Below are 12,253 nucleotides of genomic sequence, written 5' to 3'. Positions count from 1 at the left end.
GGAAGAGCCTACGAGAGTGTCAGCTCTATATATTCGCCGATATCTGACTCAGCGAGTAGCGTCCGCTGTTCGGGTTTAAGATCGGCGTACGAGAGGCGTTCGTCATCGATCATCCGCTCGATCAGCGACCTGATATCCGGAGGATAGTGGCCAAATAACGTCTCTTGAAGTTCATCAAACGCCTCACGCATCTCCTGACCGTATTCGCGGGCATTCTGAGATAACTCTTCAAACGTCACATCCTCCTTCGAATAGACGTGCTCCTTCCACCGCCAGTCGTCAAGGAGGCCGCCGAGAGCTCGGAGACGCAACTCGTCCACGCGTTCGACGCGATCGTTCAGCCGCTGCATCGCGGTAACCGTTGAATTATGCTTCAGTCGAAGCTCCTGGATCCGGTTCTGTACTGTCGTCTCTGCACTCTCTACCTCTGATTCGAGCCCCGGGAGACGTTCCTCGATGGTTTCGTACTCCCCTCGTTCGAGTAGATCCATAACCTCATCGACAGACTGGCGCGCCGAGGTATCGATCTCGACACACTCGTCGAAGAACGCACTTGCGAGTTCACGCTGAAGGAGTGTTTCCTCCATCGTTTCCGCTAGTTCGTCAAGTTCATTAGCGAGGTGCTGACGTCGGTACTGCTTCTGTACGCTTTGCAGCTTGGCTTCGAGCGACTCACTGTCAGTCGACATAATATCCTCCAATCTCGAGGAAGTTCTTCGCAAAGTCGGGTCCGGTGCCGCCGCCGACAATGGAAATATTGTTGTAACGCTTGTAGACGTTGGTTGTCGTTAGTTTTAGGCTAATCAATATTGCTTGTAGCTGTTCGTCATCTGACCTGTTCTCAAGGTCACTAGCGAGACGAGCGGCGTCCGCGGCTTCGTCGATAGCTTGCTGATCTAACGCCACGAACTTACCGAGTGACTCAACCATATCAGTGTCCACATGGTCATACGTCCGAAGTGTTTCGAGAATGCTAGTGATATTCGAGATAGAGACAGACGCGAGTTCATCGGAGATTGTGGTGATCGTATTCTCTCTATACTCGTCTTCCAGCTCCTCAAACACGCGGTTGAGGTCGTACGAGACATCAGCAATATCCCTGATTTTGCTGTCCGTATCGAAACGTACACGAGAGGAGACACGCTGGATTCGACCCCGACCAAGCCCTTCGAAGACGGCAGTAGGGGGATGCTCTTCGAGCCGTTCACGAACACGAGCCACATCGAGCGTGTTCGCGTTCGCCCCGAAGAAGGCACTGACCATCTCTTCGAACCGGTCAGCTTGGTTCATAAACTTGACGAGATTATTGAACCCATCTGTCGAGAGTTCTTGTTTCAATGCTTCTCGAAGCTCCGAATCGAGGGTGTACGAACCGGACTTGCTGAACCGTCCGCTCAACCTCTCGGCGGTGACTTCCTCGAACGGAGAGCTTAGAAGAACCACATACGCGTAGCCCGCGAGAGCGAAGTCTTCGAATTTGTGCCCCGCGTTCTTTTTGAAGAACTTTAGATCCGAACGAAGGTCCTGTTCGATGATCTCCTGCTGCCACTGTCGTGCATATCCTGTCAATTGCGTTCCGAGTCCTCGCAGCAACTCGTCAAAGTCAGCCTGTGATCTCTTCTCCTCTCGGTAAATACCGAACTCTAGGAGGTTCTTCAGATCGGATAGCCGAAATTCCTGCGGATCGATGACGATTTGATTTTGATCAGGGGACTGCTGTTGACTCCTGAAGACGAACGGATCTTTCTGGCTGCTCAGATTATACCGCAGTCCCATCCCATCGAAAAGTTCGAAGTCATCGGTGAGATGTTTGATTGCAGCACGCAGACCGATACGGAGGTATCGGGTGATATCAGAGAACTCCCCCGGATTGCTCTGCCACGGCTGGACGTTCGGTTGGAGGTCTTGGATTAGCCGCTCAGCTTTGCTGGGCTTTGGCGGGTCAGGCGGTTTCGGTCCTGTAGGTTTCGGTCCAGGTGGATCCGTGGATCCGAGGTCAGTCGGAATTGTGACAATACCATCCGAACGGGTGACCCCGTCAGTTTCTTCCACTGCCTTGGATTCTCCGAAGGCAGAGATGAACCTGGCGTCAACCTCAATCCCGTCAGCTGTCGGAACCCCGTACCACCGCGCAAGGTTTGCGAGAGATTCTGCGCTCTCGTAGATTGGGGTGGCTGGATCAACTTTGTTAGTTAACACTGCTAGACGATCAGCACTCGACGGCGCGTCGATGTACCCTTCGTAGTAATCACGGAGTACATCGAATACAGCCATAACGTACTCTCGCGGGGACTGCTCGTCGTCTTGGAGCCCAGCGTAGACGCGTTCAAGGAACGGCTCGTTGAACGGGAAGAGATCTCGAAATGATTCATCACAGAACCCGCAGTCAGCACAGATAGACTCAGAAGGAGCAGGGTTTAACGAGAGGTCAAGCCCGTCCCCACTACGGTCGTACTCCACGCTCCCGTCGAAGGACTTGAAGTAGCCGAGATACGGCCGAATAAAACCAACAGCGGAGTCCTCGTCGAGGAAGAGGACGCTATTCGAGTTCTGACGATTCGTTCGATAAAACTCGAAACGGTCCTCAGCAGTCTGCGTGTGGAGAACGTCTGTCGAGTCTCGAGTGCCAGCGACCACGAAGTCCCAATTGTCGCTTGGCTTATCGCGTTCCATATAGTTCCGGAGCCGCTTCCCCTCCATTGCCGTGATAGCGAAGTCCTCAAAGATGATTACCGGCCGCGTATCCGTGAACCGGTCGCCCACACGTTCAAGGACATCGCCGAGGGATGCCGTCTGATATCGCTCTCGAATCTCCCGCCAGAGCTCCTCGTTAAACGCTTCAACTGCGTCTTCGACATCGATCGAGTCCTCAATGACCTGCAGGAAATCGTTCCGGCGATACGCTTGCTCGGTAACAAACTTGATCTCTTTCGCATATTCACCCTTCTCGACGAGGAGTGAGAGTTGGTCCTGAACGAATTCTCGGATCTTCTCTTCTTTCCCCTCTGCGTCAACTTCGTTACCGCGCGCACTGAGGTTAAGAATCGCACCGGACGTTGCATTGTTGGCGACGACACTCCCGTTTTTCTTGAGATCTTCTCGGAGTTGCTGAAAGTTCGATGCACCGGGCAGTTCTTCATTGAAATGCTTCTCGTAGAACTCGGGAATTCGTTCCGAGAGGAGTGTCATTAGGTCGTCGTCTTTATCGACGTGAAGGATTGGTCGACCGTCTTGCTCAAGCTGGTGTGATAAGAAAGCACACAACTCTGACTTTCCGGTTCCGACCTCTCCCTCGATAACGACGGAGAAATTCCCGACTCGTTGGTCGGTGAATTCGCGGTACACTTCCTCCTCCCCGACGACCTCTTCTTCTGAGCGAGTTCCCTGCGGCGACCGAAATACCTTGATCGGACGGTGTGTGTACTCGAATAGGTCCTTGTTGTCTGAGCGTACCGCTGCGACTTTCGAGAACAGTTGCCGAAGCGTCTTCTCGTCGACTGCCTCGAAGTGCGGACACTGGAGCTCTGTATCTTCCTGAATTGTACTCATATCAGATCAGTTTGATTGCGTTTGCTTCGCCGTCGATTCCGTCGTACGGAGGGATACCACCGAGGCCAACGGCACCGGCGTCTCCGTACTCGGTTGCCCGGATTTCACCGTCCCGAATGAGTTCGAACAGGATACGAGCAATCCCTTCAGGGATCACGCCGTCAGATGTCATTTCGACATAGATCAGATTCTCACGAAGCCAGCGGAGATACTGTCCAATTACGATGCCGGGCGTCCCATCGATATTTATCCCTCTGTCTTCAGCAGCGAGTTCAAGCGAGTGTCGGATCAAAGTCGGGTCAGGGTAGACAGTATGTTCTCGGCCACTCACTTTATGAACCAGTCCGAGGAAATGAACGAGCCGTGTCCAGTTTGCGAACTTATTATCATTATGTACTATTAGTCCCTGCTGGGACTGTGGCCGATAATTGATTTCGGCGTACCAGTCGTCGATATCGGAGTAAACCTGTTCTTCGTTATTTTCGAAATGCTGGATATCCTTATCGAGTAAGTACTTGTAGTTGAGCAAGACGGAGGCTTGCTTGCCCCAGTCACTTGGTTGGCATTCTTGTGCAAGGTTATGGAGGGCGGTGAGTCGGAAGTTCCAGCGCTCGTCTCCCACATCCCACTCATAGTCACGAGCGTAGTACGCTTCTTCTTCTTTGCCGATCATTCGAAGGAGCCTAAGCCCGTCTAGGATGGAATCAAGCCCAGAGTCAATCTGGGTGTCGCTCTTGATGTGAGACTTCGTCTCGCTCCCGTGACTGATCGATCGATATACTGGGAGGAGTGGTCCCGGCGTCTGAATCGCGTTGAGGAGATATCCTTCGCTACTACTCATCTGTTAGGCTGTTGTAACCAGGTATGGTATCGTTTATGAATTGATGATTCGTCGGGGTTGATTTCGGTTGCCCTGTCTGCGGCATCCTTAACTATCGGCGTCCGTGCCGCGTAGGACGGGTCGAACGTCTGTCCATCGTCGCTCACCGCACGGTTGAGGCTTCGAGCGACCCCGGACGCAGTTTCCCGATCCCACTCGATACGCCGGCGTAGCCACCGTTCAAGGCCCGTCACGTCATCCTCGTCGAGTGGAACGGAACCATACTCGTCTGGTCGCGCAAAGATCTGCCCAAATACGGTGTAAAGGGGCAGGAACGGTGCATCAGGAAGAACTTTGAACAGGCCTTCGGTATCCTCGAGTTCCTCCCCGGTGATAAACTCATAGAGGTTCGCGTTGTCATGGATGAAGAGGTTCTTTGTGTCCAGTAGCGGGAGATTCCACCCGACGTCCTCGTAGACCTGCTCGAATGCAGTGTACAGACGCTGATAAGAGCCAACGTTTTCGACGAACTGTTCCTGGTAGAGCGGACGTTGCCCACCGCGTGGCGTGAACCGATGTGAGTCCGTGACCACGATGAGCGTCTCTGAACGAGTTGCGTAGCGGCTGACGAGATGGTCGATTGAGTACTGGGTTTCCCTCTCATAATACTCGCTCGTCGTGACGACCAAATCGTTGCGAAACGCGTCCTCTTCGAGTTGCCCGAGGACTTTGTAGTCATAGTCGAGGTAGTCGTACTGATTCGTGTACGACGGGAACTCCCCACCGGTGTTGAGCGAGCGCCACGACGTAGGGTAGGTGAACGTCTGGAACCCGAGATAGTTGATGGCCGGAAGCGAACGAAGCATCCACCAGTACGTCTGTCCGGTGTCGTCGTGGACGGCTGCGATATCGGCGTTCCTGAGCCGATTGAACGTCGATGGCTTCGTCATATGTTGGAGGGAACGGTGGTTAGGGCACTGAGCACCTGATTATCGAGTAAGTCGTTCTCGAGGTAGTAGGCGGGCGTGCGCGAAAGGAGTAAGCACTCGTCACAGAAGTCCTCACATCGGTCGCAGTCGGCGACCTCTCCGACCCGGGCCTGGATGTCATCAAGCGCGTTCCAGACCTGCCAAGCGATCCCGTTCCCACCCTGGCGGCTATCCACGACGCGAACGGTAATCGTCGATTCAGTCTTGTCTGTGTCGACTCGGAAATCCGTTCGTTCACACTGTGCCACGACGGCGATCGCTTTCTCGAGGGCCTGTTTCAGGCTGACGAGCGCCTGTGGCCATATCGCGTCATCGCCAGCGACATCGAGTCGTTCGGCAACGTCCTTCTGTCCGAATTCGAGAGTCAGACCCTGCGTGTGATACTGCTGGCCGACCGGTGCGTACTCTTCGGTCTCGCTCTCCTCGAGGCGGTCCTCCCACGACTTCCCGCTGTCGGGCGACGATGAAGACGGGTCGCGCTCGATGAGTGCTTGCGACCGGAAGATCGACTTGTCGGGGCTCGCCGAGTGACGGCGCTCGTACGCGTACACGAAGTCCGTCACGTCAAGTTCCCCGTAGCTCGCCTCGCAATCCAGTCCAAACACAGTCATCGAGGCAGTCTTTTCGGGGGGAATTTCGCTATCGGAGACAGCAGTCGTCATCAGTCCCTGGGTGTTGTACCGCTTCTGTCCCCCACGTGCCGGTTTACACTCGACCGAACTCACCCCATGAACGTTCGTTTCTTCGAGGGGAGTATCACAGTACGGACACCGTTCCGTGTCGAGTTCATAGCTTTCGAACGGACGTTCACAGTCTTCGTTCGTACACACCATAACCGTCGTGAGCGGTGTCGAACTTCCGCGGACGTCATCCACGATATAGTCCGTACCGTGGAGGGTGACGAGCGATCCCAAGTCATTCTCCGGGCCGGGGAACATATCGTAGAGTCGACCGGATCCCTCGAACTCGATCCCCTCGGAACGTCCAGAGAACTTCACAGGGAACTGCTGGCCGAAGCTGCGGTAGTTCGCTAAATAACCGAGCCGGCCCAGCCACTGATCGAGGCGGTTGTTTGATTCAGTGAACGCTTTGTTGGTCTCCGCCGACCCCGACATCGATATGATCTGTGAGAATGTTTTTTCGATACGGTGAGGCATCGAAAGAGGTCCACTGTCGACGAACACCGACTCGAACGCATCGATACCCTGCTGCCCGAAGATTGACTGCAGATGCCGCTCGAGCGCTTCTCGGCGTTCTGCAAGCAGGAACTCCTGTAGAATGTCGAGACTCTCCTCGACACTGTGAACGAACGCGTCCAAGTTCTGGTTGGTCTCATTCAGGAGGTATTTCCTCTCGAAGACGTTGGAGGGGTGTGGGTTACGGGCCAGATACGCGAACGTCTCAGTCACGATATGACCAGCGAGGAGCTCTTCAAACTCGTAAGGATCAGGGACACGTACGGGTTCGAAGTCATCGAGAAACATTTCGAGATTTCCGTAGTAATGCCCGTCCACCGGGTGTTCACCCCGAATGGCGGTGGCGACGAGTGAGGAACTCCCGCGTGTCCGGCCGGTTCGACCGCTTCGCTGGACGTAGTTCGTAAGCGTGGGTGGAATACCCACTTGGGCGACGGTATCGAGGCTCCCGATGTCGACTCCCAGTTCCATCGTCGGCGTCGCGCTGACGATGTTGACGTCCGGGTCGTCTTTACGAAACCCCTCCTCGATCGCTCCGCGAAGCGTGTGTGGAACGTTTCCCTTGTGAATGCCGACACTGATGAACTCCGGATCGGCACCATTCCTTATCGGCGTCGTGACGTCGTGAGCCCAGTGGTCGACGGCATACGACCAGCCAGAGTCGACGTCCGCGTATCCAGGGTCGGCGACGAGCATTCCGTCCTCGTCACGAGTGAACCGCTGGTACGATTCGATCGGGGTCCCACAGTCGGGACAAGCCGAGAGTGAGGCGTCGCCGATGGGGTACGAGCGGTAGCAGTCAGTACAGAATGACGCCCGCTCTAGGAGTGTAAGCGTCGACTTGTCGCGGCGTACAACACGGGTGAGAATTCCCGTTTCTGATTCCTCGTCACGAATTTCGGCCTCGTTGAACTCGTCGCGGACCCGCTCGACGTATTCGACGGTTTCCTCTTTCCGGTCTTCACTAACGTTCGCGTTCGCTATCGTTTGCCTGACCTCTTCCCACGATTGCTCGACGACGATCGAATCGTCAAGCAACGCATCAAGGACGTCAGGGAGGACGTTGTGGACGGTGTCAGTATCGTAGCCAGAGCGAGACGAAATTCGCTCGGCAATTTTGGGGAGCGAGAGCCCCTCGATCTCGATGGTGTTCTTCGAGAACCCCACCCGAGGATCCTTCACGAACAGCTTGTAAGCCTCGTGCGCAACGACACGTTCGACCGGATCATCGAACTGCGTGACAGACTCCGCGGTGACAAGTGCGCTATCGAGAAGATTTTCCGCGTTGTGAAGCATCGCGTGAGCCTCGATATCGTCAAGAAGCGTGCGGAGGAAGTTGTACGCTGTCCCGTCCTCGTCGATTTCGTTCTGAATGAGTGGCTCCCAGTACGCTTCCCGGAGTTCGTCGGCGACTGCACGGAACGCCTCGTAGTTACCGGCGCTGCCTCCGTTCTCGATCAGATGTTGTACGTAGAGTGTCTCCGCCATCAAGCCGTACTCTGTTCCGATGATACTGTCACCTACAGACTCAGCGGCGCTGTGAGAATCCGAGAAGACGAGCGTTTTCTTCGACGGGCTCGTTCGGCATATCTCCGTCAACATATACGACAGGAGGCTCGTCGTCGGTACGCCGATATCTGTGAGCCGGGGCCACTGACCACAGCCCGGGCAGTCGTCAACGGGAGCAGCCTGGTCGAAGGGTCGGAAATGCTCCTCGTCGTCATCCGTATCGTATTCGACAAACGGATAGTGACACCGCTTACAGAACTGGATTTCCGCGTTTCGTGTATCGCACGACGTACAATGTTTATCCCGCGTAACGTCGCTGCAGCACTCACAGAGGTACGCCTGAGTCGGCGGCTTCAGGAAGACGTGGTACTTCTCCGTCACCATTCCCGCAAGGCGGCCGAACGCCATCACTGCGTCCAGCACCCCGGCAGTCTCGTCGACACCTTCGTCGGCGAGTTCTGCCAAGAGGCCGTCGTAGTGTCTGAACCCAACGTCACCGGTCGTTCCTTCGTCGAACCAACTGGCGAACGCAGCAGCCTCTGGCACCTCAGAGCTGACGAAATCGAACCACTCGCTATCGAGACCGCCGGTCTTAAGCAGCGTTTCGGCAAGATGATTTTGTCCCGCTTCAGTGGACGCAATCTCCGCCACCGAGTCAAACGTGTTGTCCGCGAGAAGTTCATCGACTTCGTCAGCGATGGGGTTCCGAACCCAATCGAGACTTGTTGGGAGAGTCACGAGATCAGCAGCACTGACAGACACGAGACCGATCTTGTTGACCGTCTCGTAGGCGTCCCCGAGCCCGGCTTCGGCAAGGTCAGTTGGGGTGAATTCGCCGAGGTCGGCGAGGGCGAGTACAGCGGCAACCTCACCGAGGTCACACGGCGCAAACCGATCGAACGAGGGCGATGATTGGATCGAGAACTTCCGTGGCGTGAAATCGATTGAGTTGATTTCGGCTTCGGGCGTTCCAGTGAGTTTGTGCGCGAGCTCCCTGGGGTTGTCCACGGTGGCAGAGACCATCGTGATCTGGGGATCTCTCTCCGCGTAGAACGATTTGAGCCGCTCCGAGAGGAGGCGAACTGAGGCACCGGAGATTCCGCTCCAAATGTGCGCTTCGTCGAAGACAACGTGCTCCACGGGATGTTGACCTGGGTCTTCCCCGAGTATCTGACGCGTTTCCGAGTTATTGCTCACAAACATATGGTCGAGCGCCTCGGGATTCGTGAGCAGGATATCTGCGCCGTTCCTGATAGCGTCTCGTGTTACTCGGATCCACGAATATTTGTTATCTTCCGTTCCCACCGTCATATCGCCAAGCATCCGGAGTTTCTCACCCGCCTCTCGTGGACATTCGAGTCCTCGGACGTACGAGCCCTCCTCTATTTCGTGTTCACGGGTCCCGATTCGAGTCGGTGTGTCGGAATCCCAAATCCCGATCGTAATCCTGTCTTCGGGGTCACGGTGGCGGTTGATCCGGTCAAGGTACGAAATAAACCGGTTGAGCTGGTCGACACCGAGAGTCTTCATTGGGTAGATGATTAGCGACTTTAACCCCGGTTCGTCCGTGGAGATACAGTGATCAAGGATCGGGAAAAAGAACGACTCCGTCTTTCCCGTCGCAGTTGGTACCGCCAAGACGTTGTCGCTCGAATCAGCCGAAATCGACTCGATCGTCTCTGCTTGATGTTCATAGAGTGATCCGCTCGAGTCGCCATCAAATAGGTCATCGACGATCGCGTTGATGAGTTCGTCACTGTAGTCGAGATCACCGAGGAACTCTACTGCTGATCGCGTATGGAACTTCGGAGCGTCGACGAACTCGACGTATGGACCCTTTTGTTCGACGGTTTCATTCCGAACGAACGATGTTGCTTCATCCTCGCCGACGACTTCGTCGAGCCGAGTCATCTGGCGGTTCCACCAGGTAATCTCTGCTGCACGGTCAATCGCGGAGTCGAGTGTTCGCTGTGGTGAGTGCATTGGGATAGTTTCGATAATTACTACGATATGTTTCTATGATTATATTTCTTCACTCTCTCGATTCTCCGCCGACGTCAAGTTTGATTCGCATCGCAACCTGTTCGCTGATATCCGCGACTTCGGCGAGGTCGTTTAGTGACGCTTTCTTCAGGTCGCTCCGAGTCTCGAATCCAGATCCGCGAAGTGATCTTTCAATCGTATCGGTTATGCCGTTCACTTCTTGCAGTTCTCCAGGGGGGATCTTGTCGGGGGGAGACTGCGGCTCAGATACCTTACTTTCGCTAACCAATGTAGAAGAGCTATCTGATGTGACGCCGGTTTCTGTGATAGATGTCTCAAGAACAAGGTAATCCTGAATGTACTTGACAGCGTCTTCGTGATCTGATGATTCCTCTATGCTAACGGGAAATTTGTACTGTTTCGACTCTGTTGTGACAGTAATACTTCTTTCCCATGGGTTGGTTTGAAAATCTGCCCCAGTCACTTCTTTGTCCTTGATTTCTAATATAGTGTCCTCGTGTCCCCCAAGCGCAAACTGGATTCGACGATCAGTAATAGCCATAACCGACCGATAGTTGGAACCAGCGGTTATCGACTCACTTTCCGCGCCGTCTGCTGAATGGACCATAACACCATCAGACTTGTTGACAAGAAGATATTGGATGACCTCGCCCTTTTGGAGACGCGCATAGATAGACCTCCCTGAGAGATACTCTTTCGAGAAAGGTCCGGCCTCTCGGTTCGTGAACGCTGCTTTCGAGATCTTCCCTCGAGCTTTTGAACGCATCTCTCTAGGCCCGGGCTTCATATTCGGAGATGTGTCCCCCCTTTCTCGGGTCATTCTGAGTTCAAGTTGTTATCGATCACACTAGACTGATTGGTTACCGGCATCCAGTTTCAATATATTAACTGGTAGGCACGATTTAAAAACTGACGGCCAAGCAATCACTTGCTTATCTGATCTAGAAAGTAGAGCACAAACTGGTGTATTTGCAGGTGATTACGTCCCACGAGACGGATAGTCAACATCCGCTCAAAGAAATTTATCACTAATATCATCCAGGAGATACTTGCGAATATCTTTTTATGGGATATAATTACCCTCCGCCGAGTGCACTATGGATGCACATATCACCTTTGTCCTCGATTCGTCGGGATCAATGTCAGCCATTGGAGAAGATACCATCGGTGGGTTCAATACATTCCTCGTGGATCAGCGCAATGAAAAGGGGAGTGCAACTGTCTCGCTCGTCGATTTCGACTCGACAGTTGATATAACGTATCGCGGGACGACAATAGAAAGTGCCCCTGAGTTGTCGAAAAATACGTATACGCCAGGCGGTCAGACCGCACTCTACGACGCGATCTACACTGCAATCGAAAATACTGCAAGCTTCATCGACGATATCGACCCAGAGAACCGACCCGAAATAATCACTATCGTGATTCTGACTGATGGAAAAGAGAATGCCTCAGAAATACCTCAGAGTGCCATTCGAGAGCAGATAGAAACGAGGAAGCAGGTGGACAGTTGGGAGTTTCTTTTTATCGGCGCGAACCAGGATGCTGCACTAACTGCTGAAGGAATGGGTATTGATGCAAACAAATCTCTTGATATGGCCCATTCGGGAGATGGTGCCAGAGCCGCATACGACTCGACATCCCAGCGTATCAGTGATGCTCGCTCAACTGGAACGATGTCGAACTTCACCGAGGAAGATCGTTCGCGACAGGATGAAGAACGTCGTTGAGTCGACTACGGATTCGTCCTCGTATCTGAAGGCTCGGTTCGGGTGCCGGAGCCTCCGAGAACTCGTTGGTACTAACTGGGATACTCATCAAGAGAGCACTTATTGGTGTGAGCCTCTAGATCCGGTATTCGAGTCCAATACGCTATGTGAAACGCGCGGGTGGACACGATATGGTAAACAAAAAGCGTGACAAGGAAAGCGATCAGTTTGCCGAAGAGTACCGGTTAGAGACTTTCCTCAACGTTCTCGACAAGTTCGGACCAACGGGAACGACGGACGCCTCGGCTTATATCGACTATGATATACGGATCGTTCATCTGAAGTTTCAGTCGTTAGGAGATGACAGTAAAGTAACTAGTAGGAGGGTAGGAAACGCCCTCCCGTAGGAACTCTATGAACAGGCGTACTTCTTTGATTAGTCGCCGGGCCGGTACGTGGGAAGATTTTAGGTCCCCC

8 protein-coding genes are annotated in these 12,253 nt (G+C 53.9%); 2 read left to right on the top strand and 6 right to left on the bottom strand.

The genetic code is table 11. The annotated features are described in order from the left end of the window. Positions 1–8: 8 nt before the first annotated feature. The 6 genes from BLW38_RS11170 to BLW38_RS11145 all read right to left on the bottom strand — a co-directional run bounded on the left by BLW38_RS11170 (position 9) and on the right by BLW38_RS11145 (position 10,854). On the bottom strand, positions 9–587 hold the full coding sequence (locus tag BLW38_RS11170) for a hypothetical protein (RefSeq protein WP_143040866.1): 579 nt from the start codon (positions 585–587) through the stop codon (positions 9–11). A gap of 91 nt (positions 588–678) precedes the next feature. Continuing rightward, a complete protein-coding gene (locus BLW38_RS11165; protein ID WP_092817308.1) occupies positions 679–3,549 on the bottom strand; it encodes a P-loop NTPase family protein in 2,871 nt (956 codons plus the stop codon). A 1-nt stretch (position 3,550) separates the two neighbouring features. Continuing rightward, positions 3,551–4,390, bottom strand: a complete 840-nt coding sequence (locus BLW38_RS11160) for a hypothetical protein (RefSeq protein ID WP_092817307.1) — start codon at positions 4,388–4,390, stop codon at positions 3,551–3,553. Further along, entirely contained in the window at positions 4,387–5,319 is a 933-nt protein-coding gene (locus BLW38_RS11155) for a hypothetical protein (protein WP_092817306.1), read from the bottom strand. The genes BLW38_RS11160 and BLW38_RS11155 overlap by 4 nt, the downstream gene beginning before the upstream one ends. Next, a complete protein-coding gene (locus BLW38_RS11150) occupies positions 5,316–9,974 on the bottom strand; it encodes a DEAD/DEAH box helicase (protein WP_092817324.1) in 4,659 nt (1,552 codons plus the stop codon). The genes BLW38_RS11155 and BLW38_RS11150 overlap by 4 nt, the downstream gene beginning before the upstream one ends. A 121-nt stretch (positions 9,975–10,095) precedes the next feature. After that, entirely contained in the window at positions 10,096–10,854 is a 759-nt protein-coding gene (locus tag BLW38_RS11145) for a helix-hairpin-helix domain-containing protein (protein WP_177167486.1), read from the bottom strand. Positions 10,855–11,164: 310 nt separating this feature from the next. On the opposite strand from BLW38_RS11145, the gene BLW38_RS11140 reads away from it, so the two are divergent. Further along, the gene (locus BLW38_RS11140) at positions 11,165–11,797 is read left to right on the top strand and encodes a vWA domain-containing protein (RefSeq protein ID WP_092817304.1); all 633 of its coding nucleotides are present in this window, start codon (positions 11,165–11,167) and stop codon (positions 11,795–11,797) included. Between the two features lie 170 nt (positions 11,798–11,967). After that, positions 11,968–12,183 (top strand): hypothetical protein, encoded by a 216-nt coding sequence (locus BLW38_RS11135; RefSeq protein ID WP_092817303.1) that lies wholly within the window; start codon positions 11,968–11,970, stop codon positions 12,181–12,183. Positions 12,184–12,253 lie beyond the last annotated feature (70 nt).

Origin of the sequence: Halopenitus malekzadehii (genome assembly GCF_900108505.1) — an archaeon.
Classification (GTDB): Archaea; Halobacteriota; Halobacteria; order Halobacteriales; family Haloferacaceae; genus Halopenitus; species Halopenitus malekzadehii.
Note: the sequence above shows the minus strand (reverse complement) of the source record. Positions and strands in the feature narration are given on the sequence as shown.